A 23,083-nucleotide genomic window follows, 5' to 3' on the forward strand; every position below is an offset into this window, starting at 1 on the left:
CCTCACTCTCTCAAACTGATTTTATAAGGACACTGCCATGCCCGAAACGCTGGAACAGGCGCTGATCCGGCATGAAGGTCTGCGGCTGACGCCGTATACCGATACTGTCGGCAAACTGACCATTGGCGTTGGTCGTAATCTGGATGATAACGGTATTACCGAAGACGAAGCACTGCTGCTGTTACGCCATGATATTGCCCGGGCCAGGGCTGAGCTGGAACGGGCTTTCCCGTTTGTGCTGGGGCTGGATCCGGTACGGCGCGATGTGCTGATTAATATGGTATTCAATATGGGGCTGCCAGCGTTCAGTGGTTTCAGACATATGCTGGCCGCGGTCGAACAGCGTGACTTTGCTACTGCAGCAAGGGAAATGCTGAATTCCCGCTGGGCCCGACAGGTAAAAGGCAGAGCCAGTGAGCTGGCCGGGCAGATGAAGCGGGGGCAACCGTGACGGACGCTCACCCTGAATCGGCTCCCTCAACACCGACCGTTCAGCAAGAACTGGCCGGAATAGCTGCGCTGATAGACGGCATCTGGCAGCTGGCCAGCAGCTCGGAAGATGAAGCTGGCAATACTGAAACTTATCAGCAGGCCGTCGCCGATTGGCGCAGTTACCGGGAAAAGTTGTTACAGCAGCTGGGACAAAGCGAAGAACTGGCTCGACTAAAGCAGCTGTTTAATCTCTCACAATGGCAGCTGGCACTGGTGTTGCTCGCTGCATTACCGGCACTGAACAGTCATTACCGGGGGCTTTACCAGGAGCTGAACCCCCGCTCCCGGCCGGAGGCCAGCCTCGACTGGCTACTGGACTTGCTGGCAGAAAGTCCGGCGCAATCACAGCAATGGCAACAGCAGCTGGGAGCAGATAGCCCTCTGCTTTACTATCGCCTGTTGCAACCACCGGCAGATGCCGGTTATTGCCTGAGTGGTAACCTGGAAGTGGCGCCTGATCTGTTGGCTTATCTTCAGCAGCAACCCTTGATTGGTGATCCGGATGCCCTGTGTCTGAATCTCTTTACCCTGCCATCACACAAGCTGCTGCCACCGGATAAAGATATTCAGTCACGTTGCATCCAGCTTCAGGGAGAATCAGGCAGTGGTCGAACCAGCCTGGCTCTGTGGCAGGCATCCAGTGACGGGCGACAACTGTATTTACTTAACAATGAACGGTTGTGGCAGTATTCCGCACCCATCACCATGCTGCGGGATATAGTGCGATTTCTGACTCTGGCGGATGCCGAACTGTTATGGCCTGACGGTTTGAAAGCGCTGCAGCAACAACCGGCAGCAGTTTGTCTGCTGAACCACTGGCTACAACAACACACTACAGCCCGGATCTGGTTTACAGCAACATCTGGGGAATCTTCACCAGATTTGTGGCCAGCAATACTGGCCCATCATCATCCGGTTACGATACAGCTGGGTATACCCGATTATAAACACGCGGTTTCGCTCTGGACGACACTGGCAGAAGCATTACCACTAAAGCTGCGACGGGTATCCTGGCGCACAGTAGCCCGCCGCTACCGGCTATTGCCAGGCGATATCCAGCAAGTGTTGCTGGAGCTGGTGCACCGTCGCCATGCCATAACCACTGACCGGGTGCTGCAACAGTGTGTGGCCCGTACGCCTCTAAGTCTGTCCGGGCTGGCTACCCGGGTACAACCGAACGACAAGGATGTACCGCTGGTATTGCGCCCGGATGCCGGTGCCCAGCTGCATGAACTGGGCGAACGCTATCGGTTACGACAGCTGTTGCAGGAGCGTGAACTATGCTCATCTATCGGGATTATGGCACTGTTCTCCGGTTCACCGGGGACCGGCAAAACCATGGCCGCAGAAACGCTGGCATCAACACTGGGGCTACCGCTGTATAAAGTGAATCTGGCCAATATTGCCAGCAAATGGATTGGCGAAACCGAAAAGCACCTGGATACCCTGTTTGCCGAGGTAGAACACCACAATGGCATGCTGTTTTTCGATGAGGCCGACGCACTGTTTGCCCGTCGCAGTGAGGTAAAAAGCAGCCATGACAAGAATGCCAATATGGGTGTCAGTTATCTGCTGCAACGTATTGAAAGCTATAACGGCCTGCTGATTCTGGCCACCAACTTCAAGACCAATCTGGATAAAGCCTTTCTGCGGCGGCTGCAGTTCAGTATCGAGTTTGCCCGGCCTGATGAAGCAGCAAGAACAACCCTGTGGCAGCAGTGGCTTGAACGACTACCGCCAATAGCCGGAATTGGTGCGGCAGATCTGGCGTCAAAACTGGAACTGACCGGCGCCCAGATTCGTAATATCTGTCAGCACACACTGTTGCTGGCCCTGTCCGAAGCGGATGACGAAGAACAGCCAACAGTGACCCGACAACATCTTGCGGGTGCAATCCGGCGCGAATATCAGAAACACGACAGCACCTTTCTTGCGGCACAAAAACTGGCCGGCTGGCTGGAATAAAACGCTTATATTACAAGCATCTGCAGCAGACTCCTCAACCTGAACAACATCTATCAAATAACAATAATCTGGCGGAATTCCGGCTATGAGTGATCACACCCCGTTCGAGGCAGTCAGCCTGACTCTGAAGGATCTGGTCGAGCGGGATGTCCTGCTCGGTGATACCGACAAGTCCGGCGTGAAAATCAGTCTGGAAGTTCCGGACAAGGAGTTTGTCTCCACCCTGCCCGCCGAGCCGGTTATTAATATGTACCTGTACAGCCTGCAGGATAATCTGGAGCGACGCAGTGCCGACAGTTTCAGCCTGGGCGCACGCAGTGGTAACTCGGCGCCCATGTCGCGGCTGCCACGGCTGGTTAATCTGAATTATATGATCAGCTGCTGGAGCCGGGGTCCGGAAGATAATGCTCTGGTCGAACAACTGTTACTTTCAAGGATTGTGCAGGGTTTGGGTAAACACCACAGTATTCCGCCGGATATGCTGAACACCTATGGTTATCAGCCCGGCCCCGCCGGTGTGACTGTGAAAATACTGCTGGATCAGGATAACAAGCGGACCCAGGGCGAATTCTGGAATGCTCTGGGTGCTCACCCCAAGCCGGTGATCAGCCTGGAGTTAACCGTGCCGGTTGATGTTCATGGCAAGGTCAGCACGCCGGTGATCACCGAACTGAAGCGGCGTTTCAAGAAAATACCCCCTCCCGGTGAAAGTCGTCAGGTGCCGGACAAGCCTCCGGCACTGATTATTTCCGGTAATGTCATCGGGGGATCGATTGATTACGCAACAGTGACTGTAAATCTGCAGTCTACTGACAGTGGTAACCCGGTATCGTACCGGGAAACCCGGCCAACCGATAACGGCTTTTATGCGTTCCAGAATATTGGCCCCGGCACTTATGTAATCTGGGCAGAAAATGGTCAGGGTGGTTTACCTAACTTCCAGTCAGTGCTGGTTGGCAGCGACGGCAGTGGCAACCCGATACCGGTTACCCGTCATCTGACGCTATAACCGCTGCTACTTTCCATTCCATGAAAAGCCCTGCTATGCCGCAATATACCGTTAACGACGGTTAACAATCATGACTTTTTGAGCACCGCCAAATCCCTGCGGTATACCGATAGTGACTGAGCACGAAACGTTCACCGATCGCTATCAAAAGGGGATACCCATGGAACTGGCCGTCTTTATTCAGAAGCAATCCGACAAGGTTGTGGCACAACTGCTGGATGTACCACTGCGCACAGTAGCGTCCTGGCGACGACTGGAGCGGGCGCCACGACCTCAGCAGGCCCTGAATATTATCAGCAAGACCGAGGGTCTGGTCAGCTGGCAGGGTATTTACCAGCCCTATGCTCGATATCAGTCACGGCTGCAGGCCCGGCAGCAGCGTTATCTTGAGCGCAGCCAGCTTCATGCTGAACAAGTATGAGGGTTCGGTATGCATCCAGCTTTGCAACTGCAGTTGTTAAACCTGAGAAGTCCGTCCTGGCAGCGCAGTGGTGCCGCCTATAAGTCCCTGCAGTGGGAAGATGTTGCTGCGGCGCTGGGCATGGGCCAGTTGCCGCCTATTCCGCTGGCTCTTGCCCGGGCAAAATTCTGCGACGACCGTCACCAGGGCAAGGTATTGCTGGTGTTGATGACCGAACAGGTACTGAAACTGGCGGAGCAGGAAAGTTGGCGTTGTCGCAAGGCGGTACTGGTCAAACTGGCACAGTTGGCCTGCCATGAACTGCTATCGGCTCATCACTGTAAACAGTGTGGTGGTCGCGGCATTACCCGCCGGGGTTTGAGTTGCTCACCCTGCCGCGGCAAAGGGCGGATACCCATGACAACCGCAGCTCGCTACCGCTTTGCAGCCATCGACAAGCGCAACTGGGACCGGCGCTGGAATCAGCGTTATGAACAGGTTTACAGCCAGCTGTGCGAAGCCGAAAACCAGCTGCTGGGACATCTGGCCCGACAGCTGAATGGCCGGAACACGGATTGATCCGGCTGTCGATGCCCAGGCCGCTCCATGTTGTATCAACAGCAGCAAAGCCCTGGGCGATATACAGGGAATTGCCATGGATACGCTTGCGCCCTCACCCGTAAAACAACCGAAAAACGACAGTCACCCCTATGACAATCATCAGGCTCCTAACCATCGGGCTACGGATCAGTATGATGATGCGCAGGATTACGACAATGAACCCACAGCCAACGGAATGGCCGTGGCAAGCCAGAAAGATACTCCGGAAAAGGACATCGCCATGGAGAATGCACAGTGGAAGGATCTGGTCAGCAGTGTTGCCCCGACGCTGGCCGGAATGCTGGGCGGCCCGCTGGCAGGAGTGGCTGTCAGCATGCTGGCGGAAACCCTGCTGGATGACCCCCAGGCCACCGAAGATGATATTGCCACCACCCTCAGTGCCGCGAGGGTTGAAGATCTCAACAAGCTGAAAAATCTCGACAAGGACGTACGGGTACAGTTACGGGAGCTGGGTATTCGTGAACAACAACTGGTGTATGACGACAAGAAAGATGCCCGCAACCGTCAGATGCAGCTGAAGGACCGGATGCCGGGTATTCTGTCAGTATTGCTGACGCTGGGTTTCTTTCTGGTACTGACCGCGATGATTCTCGGCCATGCCGACCCCAATAATGAAGCCGTGCTGCAGGTTATGCTGGGCGCATTGTCTACGGCCTGGATCGGCTCGATGCAGTTTTTCTTCGGCACCACCCAGTCCAGCCGTGACAAGAATCAAATGCTTCGTCGCTGACGGGTATGGCTGTATCGGGTTCGGGCGCCATACCTCCGCCATCTTCATCCATGCCAGCCTTGTCGCCGCAGGCATTACTGACCGATTGTTCGGTATTGGGCAAATTACCGTTGCGACCACCGCAGCATATTTTTCCGACACCGCTGGACAGTGGCAGTTATCGTGCCGGCAGTTGTTTTATGCTGGGTAATCATGCTCTGCAGCAGGGCTTCTGGGCGCTGGCCCGCAGCTGTTATATCAGTTGCCTGCATCGCCATCTCGAGCGGCCGGCACTGCATTACAATCTGGCTTTGTGCGAGCTGGCGACTGGCCGTTACCGCCAGGCTTCCATGCGACTGAACCGTGCTTTGCTGCTAGCACCGGGACATCCGGATATTCAGCAGCGGCTGGTTGATCTGGCTGTGATGGAACAACAACATAAGGCGGTTGACTGGTACTATCCGGTCACCACCCTGAACCGGGAACTGTTGCTGGAGCCGCTGCAGTTACGACACCTTCCGTTGGTCACAGAATTATTCCAGATACCGGCAACGGCTGCCCGGATTCAGGTGCCCGTACAATCCGGCGAAAGTGGCGTGCGGGACTGGTGGCGACAACGGCTCAATAATGGCAACCGGCGACTGCTGGCCGCCATGCATCGTGATCTGGGCTTTAGCGGACTGAGCCAGGTTTCAGTACATCGGCAGGACGGCTGGTGTGTGTTCTGGCTGGGTCAGGACGGACTGCATCCGGAGCTGGCGTTTCAGGTGATCCGACTGACAGTACGAATGATGCAAACCCGTGGGCTGGAACGGCTTTATACCGCCGTGTATCCGGACAGCCGGATCAGCTGGCGAGCACTGGAACGGGCGGGGTTTGTCCGGCTGGGACAACAGTTGCCCGACCATAAACCACGAGTGTGGTTTTATGGCCGCAAGCTGACCCAGTCGGCTGGTAAAGTGCTGGATCAGCAATCATTGCGGCTGTTTCTGCAGCAGGCGACAGCGGCTGGTGATGTGCTGTAGCTTTATAAGTCGGTAGAAGGGTTTTCCGGCTTCAATCGAACCGGCTTCTTTTTCAGGGCATCAAACATCATCGCGCCTTCTTCCCGAACATCTTCCAGCCGGTCTTTCAGCAGTGGCAGCAGGTCTTCACTCAATGCATCAGGCTTGAATGAACTTCCCCACCAGGACTGTACGGCCCCGGCAGCATTGGTACCGGGTTTCAGATGTTGATCCATTGATTTTTCAAGCGTACCGGGCACATCCATCAATGCAGCCAGCTGATTCTGAAATTCTTCCGGGGTTGAGCTGGTATCGACCAGACTCTGGACAATGGCGTTATCCAGATCCCGGGCGACCAGATTAAGCGCCGTTTTATGAAACAGGCCAGAAGCCGAATCATAAACCTCCTGGTTTTTCGCCCGCATCGCCCTCGCCCCATCCATAAGCCGGCTGGTTGAATGATAAGAGCTGTCGAGATGGTCCTGAAGATCCTGCAGGGTAACATCTTCACCCTCGAACAGATCGTTGACCAGATCCAGCAGTTCTTCATGGTACAGATGCCCGGCCCCCTCGCCATCTGTTACCTGGTCAGTCAGTTCAGCATGACGAGGTGGTGCAGACTGAGGCTTGTTGGTACCCGTCGGGGTTAGTGTTTCTTCTGGTGCGGGTGCGGTTGTCGTAGTTTTTGGCGTAGCTTGTGCAGTCGTTGTCTCCGGCCTGGGAGAAGGCACGGGGGCAACCGGTTCAGGTGTTATTTCAGGAAGCTGTGGCGATGACGTGGTGGTTATTGGCTCAGGGGAAGGCGTAGTAGCAGTTTTGAAAACCGGTGGCTCGGGTGCAGGAGCTGGGGTTTCAGGTCGAAGCCGGGACTGATCAGCAAATAATACAAAATCATCAAGAGCATCACCCCGGAGCCCCGCGCCTGACAGAGACAGCGTTGGATCAGGTTCAATAACAGCCAGCCTGAAGCTGTCCAGTGACCGAAAGTCCTTACTGGTTTGCTGAGTTCCCGGAAGACCACCGCTAAAGCGTGGCGGTTGATCGAACTTCTGCACTCCGAACTGTTTGAAGGTGCCGGTCTGCTCTGATGGCGGCTGACTTTTGGCAGCCTGTGGCTGATGAAACAGCCTGCCGACCTGACTGGCAATATCTCCGAGTCTGCCCACGGTTTCTTCCCTGAGGTTTTTTTATTCAGTTTAGACCTTGCTTAAAGATCGCCATGCTCCGCATGCAAGGCAGGAACATTTCCTGCCATCCAATTTAGCCACAAAGGATCTGCCAAAATGTATATGAAGCATCAAAATCATGCACTGGAATCAGGAGCAGCTCAAAAAAGACAGGCAGATGTCATTCAAAAGAAGGATGGGCTTCCGAACAAACTGAAAAATGGTATCGAACAATTATCTGGCATTGATATGAGTCATGTGAAAGTTCACTATAACTCATCAAAACCGGCTCAATTAAATGCTCATGCATATACACAGGGAAGCAATATTCACGTCGCTTCAGGCCAGGAAAAACACCTCGCTCATGAAGCATGGCATGTGGTTCAGCAAGCCCAGGGACGAGTTAAGAATACGAACCATGAGAATGGAACAGCAGTCAATGATGACCCGAAGCTGGAAAAAGAGGCAGATGTTATGGGGGCTCGAGCACTACAGCTTAAGGCAGATTTAGCTCCACACCAAACCCGGGACAAAGTGGCCCTTTCAAGAAATAGCTTTAATAGAATTGACTCCCCCGTCATCCAAAGAAAATTGGGGTTGGAGTTTGAAACAAGTAGTATCAGTGTAAAGCCATCTTCATATAAAGAGGTACTGGCAACAGGTGATGGCTTCAAAGTTGAGGGGGATAACGGTAATCTCGAAATAGTTACTGACCCTTTTTCAGCAAATAAAGAAGGCAAAGAAAAGCTTGTTCAGTCAGTTACCAGAAGCAAGTCTCTAATTTCATCCCTTATTTCTGGAACGGAACAAACAATTAAGAAAGACGATATAAAACATAAATTCGGACAGGTAAATTGGAAGAAAAATAGCAAGGGTGTTAAGTTAAAAAAGAAAAAGCATCCAGCAACAGCTCATCCTCAGGTAACAATGGGGATACCTTTAGCTAAAATGCTTCAAATGTATGAAATTATAAGCCAGGACAATCCTTCCATCCCTACCACAAATGGTGAAAATAAAAACCTACCTCATTTTGAAATGGATCAAAGAAAAAACAAGAAAACGAAAAATTTGAAATGGGATAAAATGAAAACCCACATGAGGCAAGCAATAGCTGACGTTAAACATTACATCAAGGAATATAAAGACGTTCATAAAAATACAGACGATCTTGATACATCAAAGCTGCAAGGACTTTTAACACAAATTTTAATATCAACAAATTCCGCTTCTGATGCAGATTTTCAAAAGAATGCAGAATGGAACCAGCACAATGTAATGAAGAATCAATTTGTAGTTCTTCCGAAAACAAAACTACATCACCTGTATAAATTAATGAGTAGAAAAGAGAGGTTAATATTTGTTGAATGGTCAAAGAAAGCAGAAACCAAGGATAAATTTTCTAAAATTGAAATACTTGAAGGAATACCCGTCAACTCCTGGATTGAGAACATATATAATCCAAATAGCGGAACCGAATTGGCAAGTTTTGATAGCCAGATTGAAGGACTTGGGTCAAAGCAATTTGAAACAGATGATCAAAATGGTGCTGCCGATCGAACACTAAAGGCCATGACTGAAAATCTGGGCTCGCCAACCAATATAGGTGATAGCAAAGACGACAGAAATGAATCTGGAGGGATTTTTGAGTTCCGCCACCTGAAAGCCTCTGTCCCAGTGAACGAATGGCCTGATGTTGCTGAAGAAGCCATGAGTCTGGCCATTTGGCTGGAAAGCACAAAATGATACACATCACTATCACTTCGCCTTATCCTCATTATAACTATCCAGCAGTTTGAATTGATCTGCCAGCCGCCATGAGAGTCTCAGATGTACAACCCGGCGACACCATCTTCTACAACTTCGAACCAGAAGACTTTCTTGAGCAGCGGGGCCTTGCCCCCGACATGAAGCATGTGGCTATTGTTACGGCTCAGTGCAATGGCATCATACCGGAAGTCGCTCATTTAACCGAACTCGGATTGCAGCTGAACCTGCTGAGTCAGAAGTTTATTGATTACAGTGGCAACACCGGCTGTAAAGTTTACCGCTATCAGGGCGATGTTATCCGGCTGCAGCGGGTAGCCGAACAGGCCCGCTGCTGGGTGATTAACCATCCCGACAGTCAAAGTCATAGTAAATACGGCGTTACTGAAAGGGACGATATTTCCGAAGACTGGACCTGGATCGATCCCACCGGCTATTCGATTACCATGGCAACTAAGTCCTTTTCTAAACTCGCCGGGATTCGTGCCTCGGTGGGCTTGTCATATTATGGCTCCAAAGCCCGGCGACAGGTGCATTATCTGGTAGAAGAATGCAGCAATAAAACGCCTTCGTGGTTTATCAATGCAGAAGGCGGCGGTCATATCTGTTCCTGCTTTGTGATTGCCGCCTGGCAGGCGGTACTGGGAGAACAGTCAAGCGCGTGCCATATGGCACTGGATGCCTGTGCAACCCGGCCGGAAACCCTATATGAGTACGTCAACCATCATTCAATATGGCAGAGCCTCGGCTATATCGGCCTGATTCCTGACGATGAATAAACTTACCTGATCCAGACTTCTATCCCCTGCCCTTCAACTCGCTCCCCAGGCAACCCGGAACCCTTTACAAGGAACGTTCAATGGCCAACGAAACCCAGAAGCAAACCCTGAAAGACTATTTCAAACCCGGTTCGGTGCCCACTGCTGCCCAGTTTTCCGAGCTGGTTGATTCCGTTGCTGATGCCACGCTGATCGACAAGGGTAAAATCGGCAATACTCATTTACCGGACAACATCGACCTGACCGGTCGCAACGGTAATTCTGAAATAAAAGCCGACACCTTCAATGGTGATGGCGCAGAGCTTACCCGGTTGAATGCCGGCAATATTACTCAGGGAACACTTGGTAACGCGCGTCTGCCCAATACCATTGATCTCACTCTGAATGCAGGCGGTACCAGCATTACAGCGGGAGCCTTCACCGGCAATGGTGCTGCACTGACACTGCTGGATGCAGACAATATCGCTGATGGCACCCTGAATAATGCCCGCCTGCCGGCAGCCATTGATCTGACCCTGAATGATCCAAACTCCAGCTTCAAGGCAAAGCAGGTCAACGCTGCACAGGTTGATATATCCGGCGGTCTGCAGGTTGATATTGATGCCGGCATAAACGGCAAACTGGGCGTCTCGGGTTTAACCACCCTGTCCGATGTTACAGCAACCGGTAATGCTTCTGTTCAGGGCATGCTGACAACCGGCGGGGAATCATTAACCCTGCTGGCCAACCAGTCCGGCACTCCGGCAAAAAATGCGGTGATAAAAGCGGATCGGGGTGATGAAGGTGAGCTTGCGATACTGACGTTTAATGAGTCAGCCGACCATATCACTGTACCGGTGATGAAGGATGGCAGCTTTGTTCAGGATGAGGTGGCGGGAAAGTCCTGGGTCAGTGCTGAGGTCGCAGTCAATGCTCAGGCTGTTGCCGCAGAAAAAAATCGTGCGACAACCGCAGAATCGACCCTGCAACAGAATATCGATACCGAAGCCGGTAATCGTCAGACGGCAGACAATCAGTTGCAGCAAGCCATTACTACTGAGAAGCAGCGGATCGACAGTATTCTGCAGAGCAGTGATGCCGACAAGGACTCCTTCGCTGAAATCGTTGCCCTGATCAATTCGGTCGACAAGGACTCCGACGATGTCTTTGCCGGTTATGTTACCAGCAACAATAACCGGGTCAGCCAGATTGAAACCGATCTTTCAGCCGAAACCAGTGCCCGCACAACCGCGGTCAGTAATCTGCAAACAGCTGTGAATGGCAAGGCTACTGCCGGCCACAACCATGATGCGGCCTACTATACCCGCAGTCTTGCTAACAGCACCTTCTTCCCCAAAACCGGTGGCCAGCTGAACGGCAACCTCGGGGTATCCGGTACCATTACCGCCACCGGCACCATCACTTCCAATGGTGATATTACCGCCTATTCCGACCGGCGACTGAAGCAGGATATTGCACCAATCGGTAATGCGCTTGAGAAAATCAGTCAGCTGCAGGGCATTACCTACAGTCGAAATGATCTGGTGACCGACAAGCGCAGCACCGGGCTGATTGCTCAGGATGTTGAAGCCGTAATGCCGGAAGCCGTGCATGAGTGTAATGGTTACCTGGCTGTCGCCTATGGCAACCTGACCGGCCTGCTGGTTGAAAGCATCAAGGAGCTAAAACAGCAGGTAACGTCCCTGCAGGATGAACTGAGCGCACTGAAAAAGCTTCAATAATCTTGGCAGACAGGGACGACAGATGACATTACAACAAAATGGCCCGATATCTCTGGGGCAGATTGCCACCGAGTATGGGGGTGAAACGCCCCATACACTTTCAGAGTACAGTACCCACCTTGATAAAACGCCGGGGCAACGCCTGAGTTTTGGCGACTTTCATGGCACCTCCGCTCAAGCTATTTTGCTACCTGAAAAAACCTTTCAGGTTTATACCACCAAGACGGCAACGATTCCGGCATCGAATATTCTGGCCGGTGCCGTAGATGAATTCAGTGGCGGGAATGATCCTGTTCAGTTGGTAAGTGTTCAAAGTCCGGTTAATGGCAGCGTCAGTAAAGACGGCAGCAATATCAGGTTCACTTCGACCGGGAGTGTTGGCCAGTCGGCCAGTTTTGAATATACCGCCCGTAACAGTATCGGCAAGATCAAAGCTCAGCGTGTCACCATGCAGGTAGTGGCGATTCCACCGATTATCTGCAACCCGGACACCTTCGATCTGCAGCAAGGTGAAACCGCCCTGATATCCCGCTCCAAACTGATTGCCAATGATACTGACGGCGCCGGCAGGCCGCTGACCGTGACGCAGGTAGGCTCAGCAACCGGCGGCACGGTATCACTGAATAACGACACTATAACCTTTGTTTCAACCGGGATTGCCGGGGAACCGGCCGGCTTTGAATATACCGTCAGAAATGACCAGAACACGACACAGACCGGGCGGGTTTATATCAATGTAACCCCATTACCCGAACAAGAACTGTATATCTACCGGGATACGGCTACGACCAACACGGCCCGCGCCAGTCAGACACCACCCACCGTTCAGGATGTTTTTGATTCCTGGGGACGTTTCGATGGTAACCAGTTTTATTCAGGTTTGTCTGAAGCCAGTGGTAATGCCGCCGCCTGGCAATTTCTGACCGGACCGGACCGGGTACAGATGCCACTTAACGTTTATCCGCCGAACGGCTTTGTTGCGCCGGATGATGAGAAGGTTGATAACTATACCTTTGAGGCCACACTGAATTCCAATGACAGTGATGACGATACCATCGGTCTGGTCGCCGCCTTTACCCGGGAAAAAAATGCCCAGGGTGCCGACGTTAACAATATTCTTACTATTGTGATAAACACCGGAGGAACACCACCGCACAGTACTGGCTGTGGGGTATATTTGAATTACGACAGCATCGGCTCAACCAACCGCCTGCTGAAGCAATACAATATCGGTACCGGTGGCGGCTGGTCCGGCAAGAAAGTTCGGGTCAAGATCCAACGCCAGCAAGACATCTTCAAATTCTATGTCAGCAACTGGAATGATATTGATAATTACAATATTGCCAGCGAGATGATTATTGACCTGAACTCGGATCCTGAGCTGCACCGGTTCAAGGGTAAACGATCCTACGGTTACATCACTTACTCCCAGCCCGATTCCACCTACCTGGATATTAAATTCAGCGGCGGCCTCAACAAATCCATGCTGTGTGATATCGAAGCCAATAAAGTCTGGCGTTTTGAAAACGGACAGTGGCGTGACAAGGGCGAAACCATTCAGCAAGTGATCGGTTATACCCGCAAGGTGCTCAATCCGGAAACCGGCCGTCGGTATATCATCAAACAGTCATCTATCACCTATCTTGGCAAGTCAACCAGTGCATCTGCATTCAACAGCAGTCAAATACTGGCAGCGCAACAGAACCTGGTACTGACAGCTGCCCGCAACCAGAACGGTGCAAGCAGCGCTATTAAGGTTGTGGCGCTGTATGAAAAAGACCGGGAAGAACATAACCACCTGCAGGGCAAATCGACCCTGACAACCACTTCAACCCATACCCTTTCCGGCAAAACCAACAGGGTCGGCAACTTCAACTGGTTTGCAAACAACGGCATCAACCTTGATATCAGCAACTTTATCGATGGCACCGTGGTATTTGCAGACGGTACTGCAGGCCGTATCACCGCCATTGGCAATACCGACGGCAGCAGTGCCTTTATCCGGTACGATGTATACGGCTATACCCTGTACGATCTCACTTTGTGAATTCTCCCCCTCGACATTAATCCAGCCTTTGCCTGTTTTCGATGCCCGGTCATCGACACCAGACTCCCTCGCTTCGACCCGTCGTACGACGCGAACCGGAGTATCCCCCCAAAATACAAGGAGAGTGCCTATGGCAAATAAAACCCTGTCCGGCAAACTGGCTGCAATTGATCCAGCTGCCGTGGCAAGCAATGCTGACAATATTGCCGGCAATATGAAGGCGGCAAAGTCGTTGTACCGTTTTGTGGGCATTGTCGACAAGGTGGCCAAGGTTGAAACCGCCAATATGGCAATGAGCGGCCACAGTGCAGCAGACAACAGCCGTATCCTGCTGACCGGCCAGACCACCGCCACTGAAAACGGGGTATATCAGGTCAGCGGCGGTAACCTGACCAGGGTAAACCATTCTCTGGAAGCCGGTAACCTGGTTGAAGATATGGAAAATGCCGACAGCAGCAAGACCGTGTTCTGGAAGTATGCTGATGGCGACAACTGGAGCAAGGAAGAGTTTATCGACGGTGCAGCATCCTGAACCTGAGCTCTGACCTTAGCTATAGAGCAACGTGACAGGAGGGAGCCACGCTCCCTCCTCTATTAATTCTGCCAACAGAGCCGCAGCATGGATAACAAAACAACAATCAGTCTGCAGGCACTGCTACTGCAGCTGCATCAGGAAACTTTGAAAATTGACCAACTGGCACGCACAGTAATGTCAGTGGCTCAGCAACAGCAGGATCTTGGCCGGTTTATGGGATACCTGGGGCGAATCGATTATGTGGAAACCTCGGCACCAACTATAGAAGCCCTGTATCAGGCTACCTCAGATCTACCAAAGAACAGTCGTATTCTGGCCACAACCCTTGATGGCTACATCTGGCGCAAGGAAGAAAATGGAGAGCTGATCCGGCAGGCTTTTATATCCCCACCGGAAACCGGCAACCGCATTTTTGGTCCAGTGTCCGATACCAACCCGACGGGACAGTGGCAGGTGACTGGTTTCTCTACCGACAACATTACCTGGCAACCAGTCACTTGAAACAACAATACTCAGCCTCTACTCCCCGATATCTTCATTCCACAAATCAGGATGCTGCCGAATAAAGTCACCCATCAGTTTGATGCAGTCCTGATCCTGCCTGATATCCAGCACCACCCCTCTGCTTTTCAACAGTTCTTCTTCACCCGTAAAGTTGCTGTTCTCACCAATAACAACTCTAGGAATGCCATACAACAGAATCGCCCCGGTACACATGGCACAAGGTGACAATGTTGTATACAGCGTACTGTTTTTATAGACCGATGCCGGCTGTCGTCCGGCATTTTCCAGCGCATCCATCTCCCCGTGCAGAATCGGACTGCCCTGCTGAATCCGACGGTTATGACCCCGCCCGATAATCCTGCCATCGTGCACCAGCACTGAACCAATAGGCAATCCGCCCTCTTTCAAGCCCGCCTCGGCTTCTTCTATCGCTACCCTGAGAAACTGATCCAAGTTGAACCTCCCGCCCTGAGTGTACCCATTGAGCTGTTAACTCGATTTTCACACTACTTTATTTAACTCTTTTTTGGCTCGGTATATCAGTATGGCGCTTAATTTATAAGATATATGATTGTATAAAATACTATTAGTATATATTTAAGCAAAATCGGCTGAAGCCGATGGTACTGAAAGTCCTTCTCAAACCAGATGGCTGTGCAGACACTATGGGTAAACCTGTTACCTCCCACAAACCGGTTGCATCTCATCAGCCTGCCGGTTCTGCCGACCCGCTCAAGCAGTCACAGCCTGAGGGGCAGGCTTTTGGCCATCGCAAGGCCCGGTTGCAGTCTCCCAAACAATATCTTGGTGAGCTGCTGGAGAAATTAAAATCCAGCCGCCTGGTTCAACGCTTTATTTTGCTGGTAACACCCAAACACAAACTGAAGCCACAAAAGGAAGCCCGGGGTGTTGTACCGGAATATATGGGCAAAGTGTCCCCTGCCCCTGAACTTAAGCAAGTACAACTCGGAGAAATGCTGGCCAATGGTAGCTTTGGCACAGTTCATCTAGCCAAAACTGATGATCCCGTTGCGAAAGCAGGTCCACTACCAGGGGCTCTCAAAAGACAATATGTAGTTAAGGATCAAAAACTACCTCGCCATAACCCTGGTCAAAAAGCCCACGCTATTCGTGAAGAAGTCCGAATGCAGAAAATGAACCCCGAAGCAGTCAGAATCCCGGCTCATGGGGACATAGATAGTGAGCAGTACCGTATTATTATGGAGCATGGAGGCTCCGACCTGTTCACCCTGTTGCACGGTCGCAACGGCAGAGATGAACAGCTGTTTACCGATGCTCCTCTTCCCCTGCCCCTGGCATCGAGCATCAGCCGGCAAACACTTGAACAGCTAAAAACCCTGCATGAAAAAGGCATTGCCCATCGTGATGTCAAAATTGAAAATATTCTGATAGACCATACCGGCAGTGTGCGTCTGGCCGATTATGGCGCCACTCGTGAGGGAGAAGGCGAAGCACACAGGTTTCATGACTTCGCCGGAACTCACGAATATATGGCGCCGGAAATCCTTGCCGCTGAAGAAGGTGACCCTGAAGGATACACTGCAAAGGCTGATGTCTGGTCCACCGGCATCGTGATGTTTGAAATAATGACAGGGGAACTGTTTGATATCATTGCCCCCAAATACAACATGATGGGAGACCGTGAAGGTTATGAATTTCACCAGAGTGTCTACGACCACTGTATTCAGTCGATAAAAAATAATCGGCGGCTCACACCTGATGCCAAAGATCTGTTGCTGAAAATGCTCGACCTTGATCCCAACAACCGCCCATCCGTTGAAGATACACTTCAACACCCCTTCTTTACTCGTAAACCTCTGGCAAAGCAATCCTTTGCCATGCTTCAGACGCAACACACTACAGCCTTTAAAAAACTGGCCCGGCTCGAACATGAACAGGCTCAACTGACTGGACAGCCGCTCTGGAAAAGAAGCGCAGAGACAAAATCCCGACTGGAGCAACTCGAAACAGAGATCAGCCAACTGCAAGAAGAGGTCAAAACCCTGCAGCAACATATGCAGGCGAAACAAACAAAAGCATCATCACGTATCGAGCCGGCAGCCATGACAACCCAGCTTCTCCTGGACAAAAGATCAGAACTCGATGCAGCCAGAGCAGAAATAGAACACATTAATACTATTCTGGAAAATCAACAGCAAACTCAAAAGTCAGGGAATACCCACCAGATAGCTCAACTGATCCAGCGTCAGGAACAGCTGCAATTGCAAATCAAGGACCTTGAACAATCGATTCAGAGCCTGGAAGCGGGCTGGCGCTAAACATTGAAATCGCCTCTGACCCCGCTTGATCTTAAGCACTGTCTTGTTTACATTGCGCTCCGGTTTTTTCGGGTTTTCGGAGTGCATTTTTTTATGAAACGTATCGTACTTTATGTGCAGGACAAATGTCCTCATTGCAAGGATGCCCAGCGTTACCTGGACTCAAAAGGTATTAAATACCGGTTACAGAATGCCAAGCTGCATCGCGGCCGACGTGAACTGGACGCTATGGGTGCGCGTAGCCTGCCTGTATTAAAAGTAGGTGATCAAATAATGGTTGGTTGGAATAGCAAAAACTTTGATGAATTATACAAATCTTGAATTAACCAGAATATTCAATATTTTGAATGACTGATTAAAATCAAAAGATACATATTTGAAATTCAATTTAGTATAAATTCAAATTCACCATCTTTATAAATAACAAAGTACATATCGGGAATAAATATAAATTAATTCATGGACGTATAATGACTATTGATCAAAAAATGGACTGGAAAATATAATAACCCCACCTACTCTGATCCTGATTGCTATCAATGCAAATAGACAGGAGATCAGAATGAAATATCAAAATTCCAATGCTTTATTTAGATTAGGCTGTATTTTTACAATACTGTTACTACAGCCCTTTTCTTTTGTTTATGCTACAGGTAATTTCATACTTAAGTCGTTTCCACAAGCTGACTCAACAATAACATTAGTTGATTCAGATGATGCCACCAAACGAGAAGTAACCTTACACTTTCTTACCAATTTTGAGGCGGGAACCACCACAATTGACCCGGGCACAGACGTTACTTGTTGCGTAACAGAAAAAGTAACTGATGATTTCAAAGCTGAGGCTGAAGCCAAGACTAAAGAAAAAGAAGGAACTGGCTCAAAAGAAAAAGTAACGGCTCATGCAGCTCCACTTAAGTACACAAACAGCCTTGGTGTAATATTCCCACCTTTTTCTCCCATGCATTCCACGTATTGCTTTAGTGACAAAGATCAGGCCCCTTATGAAGTTGCACCTGTTATGTTAATCGGATTTACAGTTTTTTTGCCTGAACTCGGGAAATTAATTGCCTCAACAGGAACTCCACTGAAAAAAATCACAGGCGACTCTACCCAGCTTACTGTAGGCCTGACAGGTGAAGAAAAAATATTAACATGGCACTTTCCTTGTTTGCCCAATACAACAATTCAGGTTGTAATTCCCAAGGTGCTGCATAGAAGAGTTGTTTTTAAACTGGTAACTGACTTAACGGTGACAAAGGAATTCGTTTATAGTTGGGAATCTGTTTCTCCTCCAGTTTTCTATACAAAAGCAATGCAAAAAGCTGATTTTATTGTAGATAAAAACCAAACAGACAGTTCAACCGCAAGCCACATCGCTTCTCAAACAACTGGCGCAGGAAAATTCACTACCACCAAAACCCAGTAGCTTTATCGTATATATCGCTTCATATGCAGGTCTGCGAGAGAACAGACCTGCATATGAAGCCGACTACGTTCTGCACACTCAAAACACCGACCGATCCTCAAACACCTGTGGAAAGTGCTTCGCATGCAGCCCGTTCTTCATGGCAATACGCTGGTTCTTCCGCCCCAGTAACCGCAGCTGCAGAAAACGTTCCCACCATAAAGACCGTCTCGGGTTGGCCTTCCAGGTTTTCTTGAACAGTTTCTTCGACGCAGCAATGGCATCCGGTGACTGTTGGCAGATTTCATCCGCCAGCATTTCCGCATCATCCATTGGCTCGAAGCTGATCTTGCTGATCAGGCCATATTCACCTGCCTGAATCCCGGAAAATACCCGCCCCGTCATGGTCAGTTCCAGCGCCAGATCATAGCGGGTCAGCGTCGTCATTGTGGTGGTCAGACTCATATCCGGTATCAGTCCCCACTTGATTTCCATCACCGATAATTTGGCATCCGGGGTTGCAATCCGGTAGTCACAACCCAGCGCGATCTGCAGTCCGCCACCAAAGCAGTTGCCGTGAACCACACAGATCACCGGCACTGGCAAGGTTCGCCAGACGTAGGCAACACGCTGAAAGCTGTTGGCCTTGACCCAGGGCAGCTTCATAAACAGCCGCACCAGGGAGGACGGTTTGGCCGACATTTCACGGAAATCCAGCCCGGAACAGAAGGATTTCCCTGCCCCATACAGAATCACTGCCCGGATGGATTTGTTGCTACGGATTTCTTTCGCGGTGGCAATCAGTTCGCGAATCATGGTATCCGTCAGACCATTATGTTTAGCAGGACGATGAAGAGAGACATAGGCTATGCGTCCTTTCGTGAAAAGGCGCACCTGTGACTTCTCAGGCATATAACGTCTCTTTAGTTAATTATTTATAGATACTGCTTGGCCATTTTTTCACAATAACTTGATCTAAGTCATATTTATTTTTTTAGTGCATCCCTTCGACATCTTTTTCATAAAATTAAACTATTAATCTTCCGTCGTCTACACCAAGCGCTACTCCGGTAGTGCATCGTACTGATGGGCATCACCACCAATCTCATCCCACTCGGCTTTAGAGGCAACGCAGATATGCTGCTTCACCTCCAGTCCCTCGTCGGATTCCAACAGCCCTGCCGGTACCCAGTATTGCGTGTCACGGAAGATATTGGGAACAGTAGACCCACAATGAGTACAGAAACTGACACAGTAGCCCGTGGGCTTACGGTAGGTTTTGATCTGGTCACCGCCAGCCAGCCATTGCAGCTGCTGTTTCGGGATCAGAAAGGCGGCATTGGCAGCAGCACCGGTGACTTTACGACACATGGAACAGTGGCACTGATATAAACCCGGAATCGGGCCACTCACTTCAAACTGTACGGTTTCACAAAAACAACTGCCCTTCATCCAGCCTCCGGTGCTGTATCTGTTGTTTTTTCATTGAATCATTCAACAGATAGTAAAGCCATGCTGACATAAGTTTGTAGCGGATAGTCGACGATAAATATGAAAACACCGCCCATCATACGCCAAATACCGCCACTGCAGCAGGCACCGGTTAGGGATAAAACAGCCAATGACTGCCTAAATCGCTTATTGTTGGCATTGGATCAGCGAGATAAAACTGGGTTTTAACAAACCAGAGTTTGAACCATCATGTCTGTTCTGTTCGCCATCTCCCTGACGACAGGGATTCTGTCCGGAATCTGGGGCTGGCTGTCGGTATCCCTTGGTCTTCTGACCTGGGCCGGATTTATGGGTTGTACCAGTTATTTCGCCTCCCCCAAAGATGGATTGCCGGGGCTGGCGTCGAGCATGGTTACCAATATCAGTGGTGTATTCTGGGCGGTCGTTATTATTCAGCTGTCGACTTTTATGGATGTCACCATACTCGGTTATGTCATCACCGGTATTGTTTCATTCCTGATGTGCATTCAGGCTAAAAAGCAGTGGCTGAGTTATATTCCCGGTACCTTTATCGGATGTGGTGCCACCTTTGCAGCCAATGGCGACTGGCAACTGGTGCTGCCGTCACTGCTGGTTGGCAGTCTGTTCGGTTATCTGATGAAGGCCACTGGCCTGTGGCTGCATGCCCGTATGACCAGACCGGCTGAGTCCAAGCCTATGGTTGAAAGTACTGCCGTAGAAGGTACCGCTTCAGCCTGACAGTAGATCCTGTCGTGTTTTCGGGTCGGCTTTCCCCCCTTTGCCGACCCTCCCCTGCCAGCGTTTGCACTTATCCCCCGCTACTCCTTGTCAGCCATCACTTCCACCAGCTGTGCCAGCGCCTGCCGTTCTTTTTGGCTCATTCCCATGGCATGGCCGATAATCCGCTGCAGATCCTGATCAATCTCCATATGCCCAGGCCTTTCGTCCCGGAATACCGGACCGTTACCCTCCAGATACCAATCAGTGGTAATACCATATAGCCGACACATGGCGACCAGGTCTTCATGTGTTCGTGGACCTGCACCATCACGCTGTTCCCAGGCATGAACGGTACTGCGACTTTTCCCCAGGCGTCGGGCAGCTTGCTGTACCGATAAGCCGGCCATTTCCCGGGCAGCCTTCGCCCTGCGGTACTTGTCTTTCATGTCCAGTTCAACTGGAAATGCCCCTTCAAACGTCCAGTTCACCCGGATCTTGTATGACGCGGGTCATGTTTTGGTGCAGTTCTTGTTGCACCCGCCAGCTCCTCTCTGCAAAGGTTGAGCGGTAGTAGGAAGTACCCGCAATAACAATAAGGAAGTGAAGCTGATGTATAACGAAGCAGGCGATGTTATAACGAATAACACCGGGGACAGCAAAGAACAGGCCGAAGCCATTCTGCTGCAGTGGCTGGCTGCGTGGCAGATCAGGGATATCGAACAGCGACTAAAAGCCTGCACCCGGTGCAAGCTGCGCACGATTGAATGGGGACAGCATTACCACCCTCAACCCTGACTGAAAATAACGACGAATGTCGTTATGACGGTATTGATTCCAGGTTCTGTTGACATAAGTTTGCGGCACTCAGCCAAAGCGAGAGTTTTCGTGGCAAGACGCAACAGCGCCGGAATACTCATGTCTTTCAAGTTGTTGCAACGCCGTCCACGGAAGCTCTCGCTTTGGCCCTTCGGGTGGCCCGTTAAGCGGCCATCCGACTGCGTTGGACTTATGCGAACATAGAACAACTATGTCCAGCACAAGCCCGCCTTGCGCATGACCGCTTTACGGGCCACTGAGTGCTGCAAACTTATGTCAACAGAACCTTGTACCGGTCTGATAACAACGTTCAGGCCGGTTTACAACATTTCCAACAGTCCCTGCACGGTATGGGCCTCGATATCCTTCCAGTCCAGCTGTCGCCTGACCGCATCACGATACGCCGCGGTGTATATTCTGGCCCGGGCCGGGGCATCCAGCACAATTCCCTCTTCCAGCGCCGTATTTTCCACGGCCTCAATTACAGCACGCATTAACGGCCGGGATATTTCACCCGGTTGTGGCGGCTGCACCGCGAGCAGCTTTTGCAATAATTGCGCCAGTTCAGAAGATTCGAGAGGCTCCCAGTGATTAATGCGTCCGGGGATTTTGTCATCACCCCATAGCGGAAAGGTACCGGCATGACCGACGGCCAATTCAGTTAATTGCTGCGGAGAAATATGACCGGAAAAACAGCTATGGCCAGCGCAAAGTTGCTGCAGGGTTTCTGCCATGGCAGTCGTCAGCGTTATATTCAGTGTCCGGGCCCGGGTATAGGAAACCAGTGACTTTTTATAGCAATGGATCGCACTCCAGCGTCGCATCACGATCAGCCGGTTTCCGTCTGTTAGCAAAAAAGTATCAGCCGCGGCCTCTTCGGGCTCGCTCCAGACTTGATGCAATTGATCCGGATTATCGCAGAACCCAACCTGAAACGGCTGTCCGGCTCCGGCCACCAGCCAGTCCAGATTCACTTGCTCCTGCTCCCGAATCGCCTTCAGAATATCCGACCCGGGAATAATATTTTTGCGGATGCCTTCCACGGCACCTTTGGAAATACCCAGCGCTTCCCCCCAGGGGTAAATTTTGCGTCCGGCCAACAGGAACTCAATCCGTTCCAGAAATTGCCCCATTGTTATTGTTCTCCTTGCGGGTAAAGGCCAATGCAGTCATCAATTAACACCACCTTGGCTGTTAACAATGTTAAACAGATTCCCGAAATAAATACATCTTTTCCGTCAGGCTGGCAAATTTCGTATCAAAACAGCATGAAAACAATATCCAAAATACAAAACGACAGAATTTTATGTTGCTTTTCCCTTTTTTAAGGGATAGTTTTTTATTGAACGCTGTAAAACATCATATAAAAACAACCCATAATTGATGGACGTCTACCATGACTGGCAGCCTCTCTACCCAAGCGCCCCGCCCGACGACCGTTCTCGGCTTTCGTACAACCGAGTCACTGATTAACCGGCTGGATATTCTGGCTCGCAAGGATAACCGCACCCGTTCACAGATGGCACGACTGTTACTGGAACAGGCTCTGCTTCAACACGAACAGCCTGAAGAGCACAGATCAACCACAGACAATAGTCAGTAAAGCTTACAGCCCGACCACCAAATCCCTTTTAAAAGGGAACAACAAAA

Annotated in this window: 25 protein-coding genes; 19 read left to right on the top strand and 6 right to left on the bottom strand. The window is 50.7% G+C overall.

Going from position 1 to position 23,083, the window contains the following annotated elements; genetic code table 11:
* Positions 1-37: 37 nt before the first annotated feature.
* From ACYZZ0_RS03610 to ACYZZ0_RS03640, 7 genes are all read left to right on the top strand, one after another.
* Positions 38-451 (top strand): glycoside hydrolase family protein, encoded by a 414-nt coding sequence (locus tag ACYZZ0_RS03610; protein WP_461535211.1) that lies wholly within the window; start codon positions 38-40, stop codon positions 449-451.
* The gene (locus ACYZZ0_RS03615) at positions 448-2,457 is read left to right on the top strand and encodes an ATP-binding protein (RefSeq protein WP_461535212.1); all 2,010 of its coding nucleotides are present in this window, start codon (positions 448-450) and stop codon (positions 2,455-2,457) included. The genes ACYZZ0_RS03610 and ACYZZ0_RS03615 overlap by 4 nt, the downstream gene beginning before the upstream one ends.
* 85 nt (positions 2,458-2,542) lie before the next feature.
* A complete protein-coding gene (locus ACYZZ0_RS03620; protein WP_461535213.1) occupies positions 2,543-3,466 on the top strand; it encodes a Pvc16 family protein in 924 nt (307 codons plus the stop codon).
* Between the two features lie 160 nt (positions 3,467-3,626).
* The gene (locus ACYZZ0_RS03625) at positions 3,627-3,887 is read left to right on the top strand and encodes a hypothetical protein (protein WP_461535214.1); all 261 of its coding nucleotides are present in this window, start codon (positions 3,627-3,629) and stop codon (positions 3,885-3,887) included.
* A 9-nt stretch (positions 3,888-3,896) separates the two neighbouring features.
* Complete coding sequence (locus tag ACYZZ0_RS03630) at positions 3,897-4,445, top strand: hypothetical protein (protein WP_461535215.1); 549 nt, start codon at positions 3,897-3,899, stop codon at positions 4,443-4,445.
* Positions 4,426-5,217 (top strand): hypothetical protein, encoded by a 792-nt coding sequence (locus ACYZZ0_RS03635; protein ID WP_461535216.1) that lies wholly within the window; start codon positions 4,426-4,428, stop codon positions 5,215-5,217. Before ACYZZ0_RS03630 ends, ACYZZ0_RS03635 begins: the two co-directional genes overlap by 20 nt.
* A gap of 5 nt (positions 5,218-5,222) precedes the next feature.
* Positions 5,223-6,221 (top strand): GNAT family N-acetyltransferase, encoded by a 999-nt coding sequence (locus ACYZZ0_RS03640; protein WP_461535217.1) that lies wholly within the window; start codon positions 5,223-5,225, stop codon positions 6,219-6,221.
* A 2-nt stretch (positions 6,222-6,223) separates the two neighbouring features.
* Here ACYZZ0_RS03640 and ACYZZ0_RS03645 read toward each other — a convergent pair whose 3' ends face one another.
* Positions 6,224-7,366 (bottom strand): hypothetical protein, encoded by a 1,143-nt coding sequence (locus tag ACYZZ0_RS03645; protein ID WP_461535218.1) that lies wholly within the window; start codon positions 7,364-7,366, stop codon positions 6,224-6,226.
* A 117-nt stretch (positions 7,367-7,483) separates the two neighbouring features.
* Here ACYZZ0_RS03645 and ACYZZ0_RS03650 point away from each other — a divergent pair, with 117 nt between their 5' ends.
* The 6 genes from ACYZZ0_RS03650 to ACYZZ0_RS03675 all read left to right on the top strand — a co-directional run bounded on the left by ACYZZ0_RS03650 (position 7,484) and on the right by ACYZZ0_RS03675 (position 14,713).
* Complete coding sequence (locus ACYZZ0_RS03650) at positions 7,484-9,109, top strand: eCIS core domain-containing protein (protein ID WP_461535219.1); 1,626 nt, start codon at positions 7,484-7,486, stop codon at positions 9,107-9,109.
* 71 nt (positions 9,110-9,180) lie between these two features.
* On the top strand, positions 9,181-9,909 hold the full coding sequence (locus ACYZZ0_RS03655) for a hypothetical protein (protein ID WP_461535220.1): 729 nt from the start codon (positions 9,181-9,183) through the stop codon (positions 9,907-9,909).
* 80 nt (positions 9,910-9,989) lie between these two features.
* Entirely contained in the window at positions 9,990-11,630 is a 1,641-nt protein-coding gene (locus ACYZZ0_RS03660) for a tail fiber domain-containing protein (protein WP_461535221.1), read from the top strand.
* 22 nt (positions 11,631-11,652) lie between these two features.
* Entirely contained in the window at positions 11,653-13,677 is a 2,025-nt protein-coding gene (locus tag ACYZZ0_RS03665; RefSeq protein ID WP_461535222.1) for an Ig-like domain-containing protein, read from the top strand.
* Between the two features lie 130 nt (positions 13,678-13,807).
* Complete coding sequence (locus tag ACYZZ0_RS03670) at positions 13,808-14,209, top strand: hypothetical protein (RefSeq protein ID WP_461535223.1); 402 nt, start codon at positions 13,808-13,810, stop codon at positions 14,207-14,209.
* An 87-nt stretch (positions 14,210-14,296) separates the two neighbouring features.
* Positions 14,297-14,713, top strand: coding sequence for a hypothetical protein (locus ACYZZ0_RS03675; protein WP_461535224.1), 417 nt, complete (start codon positions 14,297-14,299; stop codon positions 14,711-14,713).
* 18 nt (positions 14,714-14,731) lie between these two features.
* On the opposite strand, the gene ACYZZ0_RS03680 is transcribed toward ACYZZ0_RS03675, so the two are convergent.
* Positions 14,732-15,169 (bottom strand): nucleoside deaminase, encoded by a 438-nt coding sequence (locus ACYZZ0_RS03680; protein ID WP_461535225.1) that lies wholly within the window; start codon positions 15,167-15,169, stop codon positions 14,732-14,734.
* A gap of 167 nt (positions 15,170-15,336) precedes the next feature.
* On the opposite strand from ACYZZ0_RS03680, the gene ACYZZ0_RS03685 reads away from it, so the two are divergent.
* The 3 genes from ACYZZ0_RS03685 (at position 15,337) to ACYZZ0_RS03695 (ending at position 18,445) form a co-directional block, all read left to right on the top strand.
* Positions 15,337-17,016 (top strand): serine/threonine-protein kinase, encoded by a 1,680-nt coding sequence (locus ACYZZ0_RS03685; RefSeq protein ID WP_461535226.1) that lies wholly within the window; start codon positions 15,337-15,339, stop codon positions 17,014-17,016.
* A gap of 93 nt (positions 17,017-17,109) precedes the next feature.
* Positions 17,110-17,337, top strand: a complete 228-nt coding sequence (locus ACYZZ0_RS03690) for a glutaredoxin family protein (RefSeq protein WP_461535227.1) — start codon at positions 17,110-17,112, stop codon at positions 17,335-17,337.
* A 241-nt stretch (positions 17,338-17,578) separates the two neighbouring features.
* Positions 17,579-18,445 carry a hypothetical protein gene (locus ACYZZ0_RS03695; protein WP_461535228.1) on the top strand — a complete coding sequence of 289 codons (867 nt, stop codon included), beginning with the start codon at positions 17,579-17,581 and terminating at the stop codon, positions 18,443-18,445.
* 78 nt (positions 18,446-18,523) lie between these two features.
* On the opposite strand, the gene ACYZZ0_RS03700 is transcribed toward ACYZZ0_RS03695, so the two are convergent.
* A complete protein-coding gene (locus ACYZZ0_RS03700; RefSeq protein ID WP_461535229.1) occupies positions 18,524-19,336 on the bottom strand; it encodes a crotonase/enoyl-CoA hydratase family protein in 813 nt (270 codons plus the stop codon).
* Positions 19,337-19,486: 150 nt separating this feature from the next.
* The gene (locus tag ACYZZ0_RS03705) at positions 19,487-19,876 is read right to left on the bottom strand and encodes a GFA family protein (RefSeq protein ID WP_461535230.1); all 390 of its coding nucleotides are present in this window, start codon (positions 19,874-19,876) and stop codon (positions 19,487-19,489) included.
* A 249-nt stretch (positions 19,877-20,125) separates the two neighbouring features.
* On the opposite strand from ACYZZ0_RS03705, the gene ACYZZ0_RS03710 reads away from it, so the two are divergent.
* Entirely contained in the window at positions 20,126-20,635 is a 510-nt protein-coding gene (locus ACYZZ0_RS03710; protein WP_461535231.1) for a DUF1097 domain-containing protein, read from the top strand.
* 80 nt (positions 20,636-20,715) lie between these two features.
* On the opposite strand, the gene ACYZZ0_RS03715 is transcribed toward ACYZZ0_RS03710, so the two are convergent.
* The gene (locus ACYZZ0_RS03715; protein WP_461535232.1) at positions 20,716-21,105 is read right to left on the bottom strand and encodes a helix-turn-helix domain-containing protein; all 390 of its coding nucleotides are present in this window, start codon (positions 21,103-21,105) and stop codon (positions 20,716-20,718) included.
* 121 nt (positions 21,106-21,226) lie between these two features.
* Between ACYZZ0_RS03715 and ACYZZ0_RS03720 the strand changes: the two genes are divergently transcribed.
* Positions 21,227-21,412, top strand: a complete 186-nt coding sequence (locus tag ACYZZ0_RS03720) for a hypothetical protein (RefSeq protein WP_461535233.1) — start codon at positions 21,227-21,229, stop codon at positions 21,410-21,412.
* A 341-nt stretch (positions 21,413-21,753) separates the two neighbouring features.
* Here the strand turns inward: ACYZZ0_RS03720 and ACYZZ0_RS03725 are convergent, their stop codons facing one another.
* A complete protein-coding gene (locus ACYZZ0_RS03725) occupies positions 21,754-22,566 on the bottom strand; it encodes a hypothetical protein (protein ID WP_461535234.1) in 813 nt (270 codons plus the stop codon).
* A 263-nt stretch (positions 22,567-22,829) separates the two neighbouring features.
* On the opposite strand from ACYZZ0_RS03725, the gene ACYZZ0_RS03730 reads away from it, so the two are divergent.
* Positions 22,830-23,036 (top strand): ribbon-helix-helix domain-containing protein, encoded by a 207-nt coding sequence (locus ACYZZ0_RS03730; RefSeq protein WP_461535235.1) that lies wholly within the window; start codon positions 22,830-22,832, stop codon positions 23,034-23,036.
* Positions 23,037-23,083: the final 47 nt, after the last annotated feature.

The sequence above is a fragment of the Spongorhabdus nitratireducens genome (genome assembly GCA_947387575.1).
In the GTDB taxonomy this organism is placed as follows: domain Bacteria; phylum Pseudomonadota; class Gammaproteobacteria; order Pseudomonadales; family Endozoicomonadaceae; genus CANDOC01.